We start from the raw sequence: 16,687 nt of genomic DNA on the forward strand, positions 1-16,687 counted from the left end.
AAAGAATTCTAACAAGCCGTATTTTGATACGGCTTGTTGTCTTTTTATAACGCCATAACTGGTTAAAGTTTTATCATGAAAGGTCTTATTCCTCGCGATTTCATCTTAGATCTAATTGCTCGAACTAATATTCTTGATGTAATTAGTAAACGGGTTAAAATGAAAAAAAAAGGAAATAATTATTTTGGTTGTTGCCCTTTTCATGATGAAAAAACAGCTTCTTTTTCTCTTAATGAGAAAAAACAGATCTTTTATTGTTTTGGATGTGGCGCATCAGGATCTGTTGTTAATTTTCTAATGCAATATGAGCGGTTATCTTTTCTTGAAGCTATTGAGGAGTTAGCTAGCTTGCAAGGAATTCGTGTCCCTTATATTGATAACGATAAAAATCAAATCGATCAATCAAAGCATATTGAGTCTAGAAATATACGTCGAGATCTATATACTTTGATGGGCAAAATAACCGATTTTTATCAACAGCAGTTAGCATTATCTAAATCTACTGATGCTCAAAAATATCTTGAGCAGCGGGGACTTAACGCAGAAATTATAGCTCGGTACAGAATTGGTTTTGCGCCTAATGAGTGGCGTTTAACTTCACAAAGTGTGGTTAAAACAAAAGCTGAAGAAGCACTTTATGAACAAGCAGGAATGCAAGTAAACCACGATAAAGGTAATCAATATGACCGTTTTCGTGGAAGAATCATGTTTCCTATTCGCGATAGACAGGGAAATGTTATAGCGTTTGGTGGGCGAACTATTATTAATGATTCTGCAAAATATATTAATTCACCAGAAACCCCCATTTTTCATAAAGGCTTTCAACTTTACGGACTTTATGAAACGCTAGAAGTCAATCGTAATCCTCAGCAATTGATGGTGGTTGAAGGTTATATGGATGTGATCTCGCTTGCTCAATATGGTATTGATTATGCAGTTGCTGCTTTAGGTACGGCTACATCAGAGGAGCATATTAAATTATTATTTAGAGCAACCGATTCGGTAATATTTTGTTATGACGGTGATAATGCTGGACGAAGCGCTGCTTGGCGGGCACTTAATGTTTTATTACCTTGCTTAATCGATGGTAAGAAAATTACTTTTGCTTTTTTACCTCAAGATGAAGATCCAGATAGTTTTGTGCGTAAAGTTGGTAGGGATAATTTTGAAAAATATTTAAATGAATCCTCAAATTTATCGAAATTTTTATTTGATGAACTTTTGAAACAGGTTGATTTAAAAACTGCCGAAGGAAAAGCTAAATTAAGCTCATTAGCTTTACCGCTATTTGATCGAATTAAGGCAAAAGCCTTTAGATTAAATTTATTGCAGAAACTTGGTACTTATTTAGGTTTACTTGATATAACTCAGCTAGAACAATTAATGCAAGAAAATCGTTCTCAAAGTGATAGAAAGGCAAATGAAATAGCTCCTGTATCACAAATGAAATTAACAACGATGCGAGTTTTAATTGGTTTATTACTTCAATATCCTAATCTTGCTGAGCAAGTTTCTGATATTAATGTGATTCGCCAAGTTAGGATGGCAGGGATCGAGATTTTTATTGAATTACTTGAACTATGTCAACGCTATCCTAATATAACTACAGCACAAATATTAATAGAGTGTATGGATAGGCCGTTTTATAAACAGCTAAACCGTTTATCCACATGGGAGTGTCATTATCAAGATGGCGAAATAGACTCAATTTTTTCACATACTTTAAAGGAGTTATATGATAATATACTTGCCCAAAGGCAAGATGAACTGATCGCAAAAGAAAGGGTCTCCGGTTTAAGCACAGCAGAGAAGAAAGAATTGGCGACTTTGATACTTGTTTTATCAAAAAAAGACTAAATATATAGAGTACGTGTAGATTTCATATATTGTTCTACATGCATAATATAAATGACCAAATAACTAAAATGGATACCTTTATGGAGCAAAATTCTCAATCACAGCTAAAACTCCTAATCATTCGAGGTAAGGAGCTAGGATACCTGACCTATGCTGATGTCAACGATCACTTGCCTGAAGAGATTATTGATTCAGATCAGATTGAAGATATTATCCAAATGATTAATGACATGGGGATTCAAGTTCTTGAAGAAGCCCCAGATTCTGATGAGTTATTACTTTCAGATAATGTCCCTGATGAAGAGGCCGTTGAAGCAGCAACAGCATTAGTATTATCTAATGTTGAGTCAGAAATTGGTAGAACAACCGATCCTGTTCGTATGTATATGCGTGAAATGGGAGCGGTTGAACTGTTAACGCGTGAAGGCGAAATTGATATTGCTAAGCGTATTGAAGATGGCATTAATCAAGTGCAAACTTCAGTATCGGAATATCCAGAAGCAATAACTTATCTTTTAGAGCAATATAATTTAATCGAAAGTGGGCAAGTTCGTTTATCTGACTTGATTACAGGGTTTGTCGATCCAAATGCTGAAGAAGTTACTGAAGAGTTACCTGAAGATTTAGACGTTAGTGAAACCGAGATTGAAATTGGTGATAGCGATGATGATAGTGAGGATGACGAAAACGAAAACGAGTCATCAACTGATGATGATGTTTCTATCGATCCCGAAGTTGCTAAAGCTAAATTTGCCGAATTAAAAGAGCAACATGATAAAACGTCTGATGCTATTAAAAAATATGGTCGAGCTCATAAAAAAGCACAAAAAGAGATCGAAAATCTATCAGAAATATTTAAACAATTTCGTTTAGTTGCTAAACAATTTGATATTCTTGTTAATAACATGAGAAGCATGATGGAGCGTGTAAGAACTCATGAACGTGTTATTATGAGGATTTGTGTTGAAAAATGCAAAATGCCGAAAAAACTATTTATGGCTTATTTTACCGGTAATGAAAATAGCATGGATTGGTTTAAGAAAGCTTTATCATCTAAAGGTGCGTTTGCGGCTAATTTAAAAGATTTTGAAACTCAAATTGCTGCTCAAGTTGATTTGTTACAACAAATTGAAACTGAAACAAGCCTTTCTATTGAGCAAATTAAAGATATTAATCGCCGTATGTCTATTGGTGAAGCTAAAGCTCGTCGAGCTAAAAAGGAAATGGTTGAAGCTAACTTACGACTAGTTATTTCTATTGCGAAAAAATACACCAACCGAGGATTACAATTCTTAGATCTTATCCAAGAAGGTAATATTGGCTTAATGAAAGCAGTTGATAAATTTGAATATCGTCGTGGTTATAAATTCTCAACTTATGCAACTTGGTGGATAAGACAAGCGATTACTCGTTCTATAGCTGACCAAGCAAGGACAATCCGTATTCCGGTACATATGATTGAAACAATTAATAAGTTAAATCGTATTTCTCGCCAAATGTTACAGGAAATCGGTCGTGAACCAACACCTGAAGAGTTATCTGAACGCATGCAAATGCCTGAAGATAAAATTCGTAAAGTGCTTAAAATTGCTAAAGAGCCAATTTCGATGGAAACACCAGTTGGTGATGACGAAGATTCGCATTTAGGTGATTTTATTGAAGATACTGCTCTTGAGCAACCGCTAGATGCGGCGACTTCTGAGAGTTTACGTAGCGCAACTCGCGATATTTTATCAGGATTAACGCCTAGAGAAGCGAAAGTGTTACGTATGCGATTTGGTATTGATATGAATACAGATCATACGCTAGAAGAAGTTGGTAAGCAATTTGATGTAACTCGTGAACGTATTCGTCAAATTGAGGCTAAGGCGCTGAGAAAATTACGTCATCCAAGTCGATCTGATGTGCTTCGTAGTTTCTTAGAATAAATTTTATCTTTCTTGTATATCGCCACTTTTGTGGCGATTTTTTTATTCTTGTTAATCAAAGATATTAAAAATCATGAATATATTTCAACGTGTTAAGATTGATTCATTCTTATTGATTCTAATTTGTGTTGTGATTACAGCTAGCTTTTTTCCTTGTGAAGGACAGGCTAAAACGGTTTTTGAATACCTTACAACTTTTGCTATTGGCTTGCTATTTTTTATGCATGGTGCAAAACTTTCTTTTCAAGCAATTGTCTCTGGTATTAAAAATTGGCGATTACATTTGTTAATATTTACAACTACATTTGTAATATTCCCAGTTTTAGGCATGATGATGCAGTTACTAGTGCCCACTTTTTTATCGCACGATATTTATTTAGGTTTTGTTTATCTTTGTGTTTTACCAGCAACAGTGCAGTCAGCAATAGCATTTACTTCAATAGCTAAAGGTAATGTGGCAGCAGCTATTTGCAGTGCCTCAGCATCAACGTTATTGGGGGTGTTTATTACCCCGCTTTTAGTTGGATTGTTAATACATACTCAAACCTCGGCATCAATGAACATAATTGATGCCATTACCTCTATTATGCTGAAACTGATGTTGCCTTTTGTTGTCGGGCATTTATCTAGACGTTTTATTGGTAAATGGATAGATAAATATAAAAATATTATTTCTAAAACAGATCGTTTGTCGATTTTATTAGTGGTTTATGTCGCGTTTAGTGATGCAGTTGTTAATGGTATATGGTCGCAAGTTGGTTTTTTATCGTTGTTGAATATTATATTTTTCTCAATTATTCTGTTGGTTATAGTTTTATTTATTACCACTTATAGTGCAAGATTTTTTGGTTTTAGCAAACAAGATGAAATCACAATTGTATTTTGTGGTTCAAAAAAGAGCCTAGCAAGTGGCATTCCAATGGCAAGTGTTATCTTCCCCATGTCGATGATGGGTATTTTGATCCTACCTTTAATGATCTTTCATCAAATCCAATTAATGATTTGTGCTTTTTTAGCTGCTCGTTATGCTAAACGAAAAATATAAAAATTGTTTTGCTCATTAGCTTATTCTCAAGGATAATAGTGGCGCTAATTAACAACAGAAAGATATATTATGTTTCATCTATTTGCTGATTTAGAATTTTCAACCATTATATTATTAGTCTTAGCTTTACTTTTTGTACTCTTTTATGAGGCTATTAATGGATTTCATGATACTGCTAATGCTGTTGCCACTGTTATTTATACAAGGGCATTGAAAGAACAGCTTGCCGTTTTTATGGCCGGAGTATTTAATTTCTTTGGCGTACTACTTGGTGGGCTTAGTGTGGCTTATGCCATTGTGCATTTGTTACCAACTGATTTATTACTTAATGTAAGCTCTACTCATGGGCTTGCTATGGTATTTTCTATTTTATTTGCAGCAATCATTTGGAATTTAGGTACTTGGTTTGTTGGTATTCCTGCATCAAGTTCACATACTTTAATTGGTTCTATTATTGGCGTAGCACTTGCAAATGCATTGGTTATGGATACATCAATTATTGATGCGCTTAATATTCCTAAGATGATTCAAATCTTTTTATCCTTGATTGTTTCACCAATAGTTGGTCTTGTTATTGCTGGGTTAATGATTTTTTGTCTGCGTAAGTATTGGACACGTAGAGGGCAAAGTAAAAAGAGTAGTAAAAAAAGAGAACGCATCTTTATGACTCCAGAGCAGCGAGAAAAACTTTATGGTAAGAAAAAGCCACCTTTTTGGATCCGAATAATGCTTATTATTTCTGCTGCAGGTGTGAGTTTTTCTCATGGTGCTAATGATGGACAAAAAGGTATTGGTTTATTAATGTTAGTATTGATGGGTATCGCTCCTGCTGGCTTTATTGTTAATATGAATGCGTCTACCTATGATATTACTAACACTCGTAATGCTATTGATAATATTCAGGAGTACTTTGTTACTCACAATGATGATCTAACTACGATAATAGGTAAACAACCAGCATTAGACACAAGTATTCCAGAAGGCGATTTGAATAAGTATCATTGTGATTATTCACATTCATTTATCACACTTGGTATTGCTCATAATTTATTTAATAAAATTAATAATTATGAATCACTCACAGTTGAACAACGTTCACAAGCTAGACGCATATTATTATGTTTATCGGATACTGTTTCGCATGTTGCTAAACAAGCTAATGTGACAGCAGAGGAAAAACAATATCTGAAATCTTTGAATAACGATTTACTTAAAACTGTTGAATATGCGCCGATTTGGATCATTATTTCGGTAGCTTCAGCGCTAGCAATTGGAACAATGATAGGATGGCGTCGTGTAGCTATTACTATTGGTGAAAAAATCGGTAAAAAAGGAATGACTTACGCACAGGGTGTGTCGGCACAAATCACTACGGCTTTATCAATTGGGATTGCAAGTTATACTGGTATGCCTGTTTCAACAACTCAAGTTCTTTCTTCATCTGTGGCAGGTACAATGATTGTTGATGGTGGTGGCGTTCAAAGTAAGACCATTAAAAATATTGCATTAACTTGGATTTTAACACTTCCAATTTCAATTTTGTTATCTGGGTCACTTTTTTGGCTTGCTCAAAAATTGATTTAGTAGTAAAAAGAGAGTATCAATTTTGTAGTTTTATCTGACCGTTAAATTGGAAGGAGTAATGTATCATGGCTTATAAACACATATTAGTTGCAGTAGATTTATCACCTGAAAGTGAAGTTCTTGTCGAAAAAGCAGTTTCTATGGCTAGGCCATATAATGCTCAAATATCTTTGATTCATGTTGGTATTAATTATTCTGATCTTTATACTGGTTTAGTTGATATTAATATGAATGATATGAAAGACCGAATTACTGAAGATGCGCATATTGCATTAAATAAACTTGCCAATGATGCGGGATATCCTATAGCTCATACTCTTTCTGGGAATGGTGAATTTGACCAAGTATTAATCGAAGCAATTCATGAATATGGCGCTGATCTTGTCGTGTGTGGTCATCATCAGGACTTTTGGAGTAAGTTAATGTCTTCTGCTCGTCAACTTATCAATAATACACATATTGATACATTAATTGTTCCGCTAAAAGATGAAGAACCAGCGAAAGAACCTGCTAAATGAAGTATTAAATATCAACCCGTTTAATTAGCGAGTTTTTTTTATAGATATTAGATAGTTTTTTGTAAAAACTTTCAGGTAACTATGTGTTTCAGTATATTTTTATGTACTACTTTTTGTTTATGCATATAGTCGTTTATCGAAATATACTCCAATTTTAACTTAGTTTAATAAGGGGATTTAATGTGAATATAGCTTTGGTTACTGGCGCATCTTCTGGATTTGGGCAAGCTATTTGCCGTAAGCTTATAGCAGATGGTTATAAAGTTGTAGGCGTAGCTAGACGTGCAGATAAACTGCAAAACATTGCAGATGAATTAGGTGCTAATTTCCTTTCATTACCATTAGATATAACTAAAAAAGATGCAGTAAATACTATTTTATTGCAATTACCAAATGAATTTAAGCCCATAGATATTTTAATAAATAATGCAGGTCTAGCATTAGGTTTAGAACCTGCTTATGAAGCAGATTATAACGATTGGGAAACAATGATTGAAACTAACATTATTGGGCTAGTAAAACTAACTCGACAAATTTTACCAGAAATGGTTGAGCGCAATTTTGGTTATATTATTAATCTTGGATCTGTGGCTGGTACTTATGCTTATAAAGGCGGAAATGTTTATGGTGCATCTAAAGCTTTTGTTAAACAATTTAGCGCTAATTTGCGTACCGATTTATTAGGAAAAAAGGTTAGAGTTACTAATATTGAACCGGGATTATGTGGTGGTACAGAGTTTTCAAATGTTCGCTTTCATGGCGATAACCAGAAAGCCGCACAGGTTTATCAAGGTGTTGAATTTATTACTCCCGAAGATATAGCTAATACTGTGTCTTGGTTAATTAATACACCAAATCATTTTAATGTTAACTCAATTGAAATAATGCCTGTTGCACAAGCATCGGCAGGATTGTCTGTTTGTAAAGAGGCTAAATAATATAACTTTCATTATTAAGTTTTTTTGCTGATTTTTAGCGAAAATTAAAAAAATTTGTTTGGCAAACAAAATAGACTTGCACTTATGCTAATGGGTTGTTATTCTTTCCTCATGTGATTTTGATTGAGGTTTATGGCAATGACATTTTCTGAAGTAACGAAAACATTTGCGACAAGTTTGCCTGGTACTGATAGTTATGTAAAGTTAAGAAAGGCAATGAGAGCATTAATTCAAGAAGATCCAAAAAATGCATCGGTTTATTTTTTGATTTTTGGATTTGCTCGTACATATGTTATGTTATATGAAGATCAAGAAGTATTGCCGCAATTTGCCGAAGATAATCAAAAGCTAATGTTATCGTATCTTAATATTTTAGATGAGGCATTAAAAAAACAAGATGAAAAGTGCATATATCAAGCATTGAATAAAGTTGTTAATGAATACGAAAATAGCAAAAAGTTTTTTTAAAATTACAGCCTGACATGAAAATGTCGGGCTGTTTTGTTTTTAGTTTAATTAAATATTTCTTAGGAAAAATCATGATAATTTTAGTTAGTATGACAGGAATTATTAGCACCTTAGGTACTATTATGCGATCTAGGGCGGGTTGATTTTTCCAATAAATATTAAAAAACCCGCCCCTTAAAGGCGGGTTTTTATTTTGCATGGAACTAAAGTAGTTAATCTGTGCAAAAAAATTAAAAATAGAATTAGCATGATAAGACTACAAGATTTTTGATACCTATAAATAAGTTCTAAAAACTATAATTATAGATAGTAATGGGCATAAACTAAGATAATAAGTAAGGTGTGATATGAAAGTTTTAAAATTTGGAGGAACATCTGTTGCTAACGCAGAACGCTTTTTGCGAGTTGCAGAAATTATTGAAAATAATGCTAAACAAGAGCAAACCGCCACTGTTTTATCGGCACCTGCTAAAATTACCAACTATTTAGTAGCCATGGTTGAAAAAACGGTTGCTGGGCAAGATATCAAAAGTAACATTTATGATGCTGAAAAGATATTTGCAGATCTATTAACAGGTCTTGCAAAAGCTCACCCTAATTTTGCTTATGAAGCGATGAAGCATTTTGCTCTTAATGAATTAAAGCATGTTAAGCAATTACTTGAAGGTATCCGTTTACTCGGTCAATGTCCTGATAGTATCAATGCATCAATTATTTGTCGTGGAGAAAAGCTATCAATTGCTATTATGCAAGAACTTCTCAAAGCAAGAGGCCATACGATCACGGTAATAGATCCTGTTGCTATGCTTATTGCAGAAGGTGATTATTTAGAATCGACTGTTAATATACCTGAATCGACTCATCGAATTGCTGAAATGCACATTCCACAAGACAATTTTATTCTAATGCCAGGTTTTACCGCCGGTAATGAAAAAGGTGAATTAGTTGTGCTTGGACGAAATGGTTCTGATTATTCTGCAGCCGTATTAGCAGCTTGTTTAAGAGCAAATAGCTGTGAAATATGGACCGATGTTGATGGAGTTTATACTTGTGATCCCCGTATTGTACCAGATGCCAAATTACTAAAAACAATGTCTTATCAAGAGGCGATGGAACTTTCATATTTTGGAGCAAAAGTGCTTCATCCAAGAACTATTTTACCTATTGCCCAATTTCAGATTCCTTGTTTAATCAAAAATACAAATAATCCTGATGCGCCAGGCACATTAATTGGTGCTAATATTGTTGACTCAACCACACCTGTGAAAGGTATTACCAATTTAAATAACATGGCAATGATCAATGTTTCAGGTCCTGGATTAAAAGGTATGGTTGGTATGTCGGCACGTGTTTTTTCTGCGATGTCTTATGCTGGCATTTCAGTTGTACTTATTACTCAATCATCATCTGAATACAGCATTAGTTTTTGTGTGCCACAAACAGAACTTTATCGTGCAGAAGAAGCTTTAAGTGATGAATTTTTCTTAGAATTAAAAGATGGATTACTTGAACCGATCGAGGTGATTGAAAGGCTTGCTATTATCTCTGTAGTAGGTGATGGCATGCGTACCTTACGTGGTTTATCAGCTAATTTCTTTACAGCATTAGCCAGAGCTAATATTAATATTGTTGCTATAGCACAAGGTTCATCTGAACGCTCAATTTCAGTTGTAGTTGATAATGATGTTGCTGTAATGGGCGTTCGTGTTGCGCATCAGATGTTATTTGGTACTGATAAAATGCTTGATGTCTTTGTTATTGGTGTTGGTGGGGTTGGTGGTGCGCTTGTCGACCAAATCGGACGTCAACAGAAATGGCTTAAAAACAAACAGATTGATTTGCGAGTATGTGGTTTGTTTAATTCTAAACACAGCATAACCAATAGAGACGGTATTGATCTTAGTAATTGGCGTGATCAAATCAAACAGAGTGATACTAAATATTCATTAGATAGTATTATTGAGTTTGCCAAATCTAATCGATTACTTAATCCGATTCTCGTTGATTGTACTTCTAGTAGCGAAGTATCTGACAAATACGCTGATTTTTTAGCTAATGGCTTTCACGTCGTTACACCAAATAAAAAAGCAAATACTAGCTCAATGGCCTACTATTTACGCTTACGCCAAGAAGCTGCAAAAAGTAAGCGTAAATTCCAATATGATACCAATGTAGGGGCTGGGTTACCGGTAATTGAAAATCTTCAAAATCTACTTAATGCAGGTGATGAGTTAATCAAGTTTTCGGGAATTCTATCTGGATCGCTTTCTTTTATATTTGGTAAACTTGACGAAGGCATGTCACTATCTGAAGCAACTAAATTGGCTAAAGAGAAAGGTTTTACTGAACCTGATCCTCGAGACGATCTATCTGGAACCGATGTAGCTAGAAAGTTACTTATTTTAGCTAGAGAATCAGGTTTACAATTAGAATTGGATCAAATCAATGTCGAGTCCGTATTACCTCTTGAATATGCACAAGGTAGCATTGATGATTTCATGGCTAAATTACCGCAGTTAGATGCACAGTTTAAAGCAAAATCTGAACAAGCAGCAAAAGAAGGTAAAGTTCTACGTTATGTGGGTAGCATAGAAAACCATCAATGCAGTGTTAGAATTGAAGCTGTCGATAGCGAAGATCCTCTTTATAAAGTCAAAAATGGCGAAAATGCCTTAGCTTTTTATACTCGTTATTATCAACCTATTCCTCTTGTATTACGTGGTTATGGTGCTGGTAATGATGTTACTGCAGCAGGTGTTTTTGCTGATATTTTACGTACAACATCAGGTAAAATTGGAGGTTAAATGAGTCATAAATCTTTAACTGTTTATGCGCCTGCATCAATGGCTAATATTAGTGTTGGTTTTGATATATTGGGCGCAGCAATTAGCCCGATTAGTGGTGCTATGCTTGGCGACTGTATTACAGTTAAATCTGCTAACGAATTTTCCCTTACTAGCAAAGGTCAATTTGTCAAAAAGCTACCACGTGATCCAAAATGTAATATTGTATTTCAATGTTGGCAGCGATTTTGTCAAGCAATGGGTAAAACTTTACCTGTTAGTATGACTCTTGAAAAAAATATGCCAATTGGCTCTGGTTTAGGTTCAAGTGCGTGCTCAGTAGTTGGTGCATTGGTTGCATTAAATGAGTTTTTTGATAAACCTTTTAATGAATTTGAAATGTTATCCATGATGGGAGAACTTGAAGGTCGTATTTCGGGCAGTGTGCATTATGATAATGTTGTGCCATGCTATTTAGGTGGGATGCAACTTATTCTTAATGAGATGGGTATTATTAGTGAGTCGATTCCGCATTTTGATGATTGGTATTGGGTGATGGCTTATCCAGGTATAAAGGTATCAACGGCTGAAGCACGTGCAATTTTACCTGCTCAATATCAAAGGTCTGATTGTGTAGCACATGGTCGCTATGTGGGGGGATTTTTGCATGCTTGTTATACCAAACAACCTAAGCTAGCTGCCACAATGCTTTTTGATAATATTGCTGAGCCTTATCGTAAACAATTATTACCTAATTTTGATGAAACTCAAAAACGGGTTAAGCAACTTGGTGCTTTGTCATCGGGTATTTCAGGTTCAGGGCCAACAATGTTTGTGATTGCAGATAAACTTGAAACAGCTCAGCAAATTGAATTATTACTTAAAAAATATTATTTGCAAAATGATGAAGGTTTTACTCATATTTGTAAAATTGATACTCAAGGAACAAGAGTTATTTAATGTTTACTATAAAAAGTAGAGTTAAATATAACAAAAATGCCAATTATTATTGAACAAGTTGATATTACGAAGAGTGAAATATTACAGCATAAAGATAACCGGAAAATATTATGAAATTATATAACTTAAAAGATCATTCCCAGCAAGTTAGCTTTGCACAAGCAGTTCAACAAGGATTAGGAAGAGGACAAGGTTTATTCTTTCCTCAACAATTAACTAAATTTTCATCATCCGAAATTGAGTCGTTATTAAAACTTGATTTCATTACACGAAGTGCCAAGATCTTATCTGCTTTTATTGGTGATGAGATTAGCTGTGATGATATGCATAGACTTGTTAAAAATGCATTTCAATTCCCTGCTCCAGTAACTTCTGTGGAAGCAGATATTGGTTCATTAGAACTATATCATGGACCAACATTAGCATTTAAAGATTTTGGTGGACGCTTTATGGCGCAAGCTTTAGTGCAAGTTGCTGCTGACAAAAAAATTACTATTTTGACTGCTACTTCTGGCGATACTGGTGCAGCTGTTGCTCATGCGTTTTATCATTTACCAAATATTCGCGTCGTGATTTTATACCCAGAAGGTAAAATTAGTCCATTACAAGAAAAGTTATTTTGTACTTTAGGTGATAATATACATACAATTGCTATTCAAAGTGACTTTGATGCGTGTCAAGCCTTAGTAAAAAAAGCATTTGATGATGAAGATTTGAAAAAAACAATAGGTTTAAACTCCGCTAACTCAATTAATATTAGCCGATTATTAGCACAAATCTGTTACTATTTTGAAGCTTTTGCACAACTCACATCAACCCAACGTGAACAGCTGGTTATTTCTGTGCCGAGTGGCAATTTTGGTGACTTAACAGCAGGTCTACTTGCGAAAACAATGGGATTACCTATTAAACGCTTTATTGCCGCAACGAATGCCAATGATACAGTACCTCGTTATTTAGAAACCGGTAAATGGGAACCTCACACAACCATTGCAACATTATCAAATGCAATGGATGTAAGCCAACCAAATAACTGGCCACGTATCGAAGAGATTTATAAGCGTGAGGGATGGGATCTTAAATCACTCGGTCATGCTACTGTTTCGGATGAAGTTGCTAAGCAAACTGTTTGTGAACTTGATCAAAAAGGTTACTTATCTGAACCTCATGGTGCAATTGCTTATCGAGCACTGCGTGATCAGTTACAAGAGGGTGAATATGGACTATTTTTAGGTACGGCACATCCTGCTAAATTTAAAGAAGTGGTTGAAGATATTTTAGGTAAATCAGTTCCATTGCCTAAAAAGTTAGCAGAGCGAGCTGATATGACGTTACTTTCTCATTGTATGCCTGATGATTTTGCTAAATTAAGAGATTTTCTCATTAAATTAAATTGGTAAGTGTTTTATGCCACCAAATAGGTGGCTGATTTTTGAATGTTTAGTGAATATTCATCATCATATATTTTAATACTATCGATGATAAAACTAACATTTAAGGTAAATAAACCATACCTCTTTTTCTAGTATAGTGATTAACGTTACAACAATTAGACCCTTGTTTAAATCAAAATTTTCAGATATTGTAATAATTATTTTGTTGCCGTAAGGATACATTTATGCACTGTCCTTTTTGTAATGCAGATGATACAAAGGTGATCGATTCACGTCTTGTTGGTGAAGGATTTCAAGTCCGACGTAGACGGCAATGTGTTGAATGTAATGAAAGATTTACTACATTTGAAGTTGCTGAATTAATTATGCCTAATGTCATTAAAAGCAATAAAGTTCGCGAACCATTCAATGAAGATAAATTACGCAATGGTATGAAAAAGGCTCTTGAAAAACGTCCAGTGAGTTTTGATGCCATTGAAGATGCGATTACACGTATAAAATCTAAACTAAGAGCAACAGGTGAACGTGAAGTCCCAGCAAAATTAATTGGTGACTATGTGATTGAAGAACTTAAAAATCTAGATAAAATTGCTTATATTCGTTTTGCTTCGGTTTATTTTAGTTTTGATGATATCGAACAATTTAGTAATGAAATTGCTAAGTTACAACAAAAATAATCAACAATATGACTACAATTTGCAACAAAGATCACTTCTATATGCAACAAGCCATTGATTTGGCTAAGCTTGGTCGTTTTACAACAACACCAAATCCTAATGTTGGCTGTGTCATTGTTAAAGATGATCAAATAATTGGCAAAGGTTATCACCAAAAAGCTGGTGAGCCTCATGCCGAAGTTCATGCACTAAAAATGGCTGGTGATGGGGCAATCGGCGCAACTGCTTATGTGACATTAGAGCCTTGTAGTCATTTTGGTCGAACACCTCCTTGTGCTGATGCGCTTATTAAAGCTGGCATCATTCGTGTAGTAATTGCGATGCAAGATCCTAACCCTAATGTTGCAGGTAATGGTATTAAACACTTAAAAGAAGCAGGAATAGATGTCACCATTGGCGTTTTAACTGAGCAAGCAGAAGCTATTAATAAAGGCTTTTTAAAACTCATGCGAACAGGTTTGCCTTATATTCAACTTAAACTAGCCGCCTCATTAGATGGTAAAATTGCTATGGCATCTGGTGAAAGCAAATGGATAACATCAAATAAGGCAAGAGAAGATGTGCAACAGTTCCGAGCTCAAGCAAGCTGTATTTTAAGTACTCGTGCGACTGTGCAAGCTGATAATGCAAGTTTAACAGTTAGATATAACGAATTACCTGATGAAATAAAAAAAATCTACCTACCGGAAAAAATCCGGCAACCTATTCGTGTAATTATTGACAGTCAAGATCAGCTAATAGGTACTGAAAATATTTTCAATCAGCCAGGTGAAACATGGGTAGTACGAAAAAAAGATAACCTTATTGCAAAACAAAATACCAAATTAATTATAGAATCATCTAGTTGTAAACAAATAGATTTATCAAAATTGTTTGCATTATTAGCCAAAAAACAAGTAAATTCGGTTTGGGTTGAAGCTGGTGCTCATCTGGCTGGAGCTCTAATAGAACAAGATTTAGTGGATGAATTAATTATTTATTATGCACCAAAATTACTTGGTCATAATGCGTTAGATATGTGTATATTGCCAAATCTGCAAAAGCTTTCATTTGCACCACAATTTCAATTTGAATCGATTGTGATGATAGGCGAAGACCTTCGGGTTATCTTGGAAAGAAAGTAACTTCTAATTCCAATTTTTATTAAAGTTGAATGTAAAAAACCCAATAACAAGGTTATTGGGAAAACATAAGGAATAGGAAAACAATGAAATAATGCATTGTCGAAAAATAGTATGTACTTTTTTCAAAAAAAAGTCTGTAAAGATATATGAATGATTAATTAAATAGTTTGTATCTATCATGTTAAATAAATGTAAAGAACAATATCATTTAAAATAAGTCAAAATATTATCTATAGGAATATCTCTAATAACGAATTCAAAAATAGCTTTCCGTGGTCAGTTATCAGCCAGTTTTGTTTATCCTCAATTATATAATTTTTTTCAATGGCTGTTGTTATTTGTTTTTCAATTATGTGTAAAGGTAAATAAGTCCGTTGTTCAAATTCATGTTTAGGTGTTGGTTCAAAAAGCCTAAAACGATTCATAAAAAATTCAAAAGGTAATTCCTCTTTTGGAACTGTATAATATTTATCTAAATAACGCCCCTCTAAATACCCTTTTGGATGACGAGTTTTTATAGTGCGAATAATTTTTCCATCAGGTTGCGTTAATTTACCATGAGCGCCACATCCAATGCCTAAATAGTCTCCAAATCGCCAATAATTTAAATTATGTTGGCATTGTAATCCTTCTTTAGCATAAGCAGAGGTTTCATACTGTTGGTAACCATTTTCAGTTAATAATTGATTACCTTGTTGATAAATTTCCCAAAGTTTATCATCATCAGGTAAAACTGGTGGTTTTGAACCAAATAGCGTATTTGGCTCAATCGTTAATTGATACCAAGATAAATGCGGTGGTGCAATAGCAATGGCTTGTTTTAGGTCATATAGAGCATCATCAATACTTTGATTTGGTAAACCATGCATTAAATCTAAATTAAAACTTCTTAAATCTAATGTTTTGGCTATTTTTCCGGCTGTGATTGCTTCTTTGGGATCGTGTACCCGTCCTAATTTAACAAGTTTATCGGTCTGAAAACTTTGCACGCCAATTGATATTCGGTTTATACCCGCTTGCTGATAGCCATTAAATCTTTCTATATCAACAGAATTTGGGTTAGCTTCAATGGTGATTTCGGCATCTTTATGTATTGGGATGATCTCATTTATATTTGATAATAATTTATCAATCAACTCGGCTGAAAATAGACTAGGTGTACCTCCACCAATAAAGATTGAATGAATTGAGCGATTTGAACAGAAAATAGTATCGTTTTGTAGGTCTTTAAGTAAATGCTCTACATAAGACTCATAATTTGGCGTTTTTTTTATGGTATGTGAATTAAAATCGCAATAGGGACATTTTTGTACGCACCATGGCATATGAATATATAAACTTAATGGGATTTTATACATAAACGTAGTGTTACCTGAAACTTTTTGACAAAAACAATTAGAGTGCTGTTTCA

The 16,687-nt window shown here is 34.3% G+C and carries 13 protein-coding genes; 12 read left to right on the forward strand and 1 reads right to left on the reverse strand.

Going from position 1 to position 16,687, the window contains the following annotated elements:
• Positions 1-75 precede the first annotated feature (75 nt).
• From dnaG to ribD, 12 genes are all read left to right on the forward strand, one after another.
• Complete coding sequence (dnaG, locus tag A9G43_RS06715) at positions 76-1,857, forward strand: DNA primase (protein ID WP_065607696.1); 1,782 nt, start codon at positions 76-78, stop codon at positions 1,855-1,857.
• Positions 1,858-1,937: 80 nt separating this feature from the next.
• Positions 1,938-3,785: an RNA polymerase sigma factor RpoD gene (rpoD, locus tag A9G43_RS06720; RefSeq protein ID WP_065607699.1), complete on the forward strand. Its 1,848-nt coding sequence runs from the start codon at positions 1,938-1,940 to the stop codon at positions 3,783-3,785.
• Between the two features lie 73 nt (positions 3,786-3,858).
• On the forward strand, positions 3,859-4,830 hold the full coding sequence (locus A9G43_RS06725) for a bile acid:sodium symporter family protein (protein ID WP_065607701.1): 972 nt from the start codon (positions 3,859-3,861) through the stop codon (positions 4,828-4,830).
• A 69-nt stretch (positions 4,831-4,899) separates the two neighbouring features.
• Positions 4,900-6,414 (forward strand): inorganic phosphate transporter PitA, encoded by a 1,515-nt coding sequence (gene pitA, locus A9G43_RS06730; RefSeq protein ID WP_065607703.1) that lies wholly within the window; start codon positions 4,900-4,902, stop codon positions 6,412-6,414.
• 65 nt (positions 6,415-6,479) lie between these two features.
• Positions 6,480-6,932 carry a universal stress protein UspA gene (gene uspA, locus A9G43_RS06735; protein ID WP_065607705.1) on the forward strand — a complete coding sequence of 151 codons (453 nt, stop codon included), beginning with the start codon at positions 6,480-6,482 and terminating at the stop codon, positions 6,930-6,932.
• 188 nt (positions 6,933-7,120) lie between these two features.
• Positions 7,121-7,870 (forward strand): SDR family NAD(P)-dependent oxidoreductase, encoded by a 750-nt coding sequence (locus A9G43_RS06740; protein WP_081298068.1) that lies wholly within the window; start codon positions 7,121-7,123, stop codon positions 7,868-7,870.
• A 138-nt stretch (positions 7,871-8,008) separates the two neighbouring features.
• A complete protein-coding gene (locus A9G43_RS06745; protein ID WP_065607709.1) occupies positions 8,009-8,338 on the forward strand; it encodes a hypothetical protein in 330 nt (109 codons plus the stop codon).
• Positions 8,339-8,685: 347 nt separating this feature from the next.
• Positions 8,686-11,142 carry a bifunctional aspartate kinase/homoserine dehydrogenase I gene (thrA, locus tag A9G43_RS06750; RefSeq protein WP_065607711.1) on the forward strand — a complete coding sequence of 819 codons (2,457 nt, stop codon included), beginning with the start codon at positions 8,686-8,688 and terminating at the stop codon, positions 11,140-11,142.
• Entirely contained in the window at positions 11,143-12,081 is a 939-nt protein-coding gene (thrB, locus tag A9G43_RS06755; RefSeq protein ID WP_065607713.1) for a homoserine kinase, read from the forward strand.
• A 110-nt stretch (positions 12,082-12,191) separates the two neighbouring features.
• A complete protein-coding gene (gene thrC, locus A9G43_RS06760) occupies positions 12,192-13,481 on the forward strand; it encodes a threonine synthase (protein ID WP_065607715.1) in 1,290 nt (429 codons plus the stop codon).
• 218 nt (positions 13,482-13,699) lie between these two features.
• Complete coding sequence (gene nrdR, locus A9G43_RS06765) at positions 13,700-14,152, forward strand: transcriptional regulator NrdR (RefSeq protein WP_065607717.1); 453 nt, start codon at positions 13,700-13,702, stop codon at positions 14,150-14,152.
• Between the two features lie 8 nt (positions 14,153-14,160).
• Complete coding sequence (ribD, locus tag A9G43_RS06770; RefSeq protein WP_065607719.1) at positions 14,161-15,276, forward strand: bifunctional diaminohydroxyphosphoribosylaminopyrimidine deaminase/5-amino-6-(5-phosphoribosylamino)uracil reductase RibD; 1,116 nt, start codon at positions 14,161-14,163, stop codon at positions 15,274-15,276.
• 230 nt (positions 15,277-15,506) lie between these two features.
• Here the strand turns inward: ribD and hemW are convergent, their stop codons facing one another.
• A complete protein-coding gene (hemW, locus tag A9G43_RS06775; protein ID WP_065607721.1) occupies positions 15,507-16,634 on the reverse strand; it encodes a radical SAM family heme chaperone HemW in 1,128 nt (375 codons plus the stop codon).
• Positions 16,635-16,687 lie beyond the last annotated feature (53 nt).

The sequence above is a fragment of the Gilliamella sp. Occ3-1 genome (genome assembly GCF_001690655.1).
GTDB lineage: Bacteria > Pseudomonadota > Gammaproteobacteria > Enterobacterales > Orbaceae > Gilliamella > Gilliamella apicola_P.

Coding starts and splice junctions, on each gene's coding strand:
- thrA (WP_065607711.1), top strand. CDS start 8,686: ATGAAAGTTTTAAAATTTGGAGGAACATCTGTTGCTAACGCAGAACGC.
- rpoD (WP_065607699.1), top strand. CDS start 1,938: ATGGAGCAAAATTCTCAATCACAGCTAAAACTCCTAATCATTCGAGGT.
- A9G43_RS06725 (WP_065607701.1), top strand. CDS start 3,859: ATGAATATATTTCAACGTGTTAAGATTGATTCATTCTTATTGATTCTA.
- uspA (WP_065607705.1), top strand. CDS start 6,480: ATGGCTTATAAACACATATTAGTTGCAGTAGATTTATCACCTGAAAGT.
- thrB (WP_065607713.1), top strand. CDS start 11,143: ATGAGTCATAAATCTTTAACTGTTTATGCGCCTGCATCAATGGCTAAT.
- ribD (WP_065607719.1), top strand. CDS start 14,161: ATGACTACAATTTGCAACAAAGATCACTTCTATATGCAACAAGCCATT.
- pitA (WP_065607703.1), top strand. CDS start 4,900: ATGTTTCATCTATTTGCTGATTTAGAATTTTCAACCATTATATTATTA.
- A9G43_RS06745 (WP_065607709.1), top strand. CDS start 8,009: ATGACATTTTCTGAAGTAACGAAAACATTTGCGACAAGTTTGCCTGGT.
- nrdR (WP_065607717.1), top strand. CDS start 13,700: ATGCACTGTCCTTTTTGTAATGCAGATGATACAAAGGTGATCGATTCA.
- hemW (WP_065607721.1), bottom strand. CDS start 16,634: ATGTATAAAATCCCATTAAGTTTATATATTCATATGCCATGGTGCGTA.
- thrC (WP_065607715.1), top strand. CDS start 12,192: ATGAAATTATATAACTTAAAAGATCATTCCCAGCAAGTTAGCTTTGCA.
- dnaG (WP_065607696.1), top strand. CDS start 76: ATGAAAGGTCTTATTCCTCGCGATTTCATCTTAGATCTAATTGCTCGA.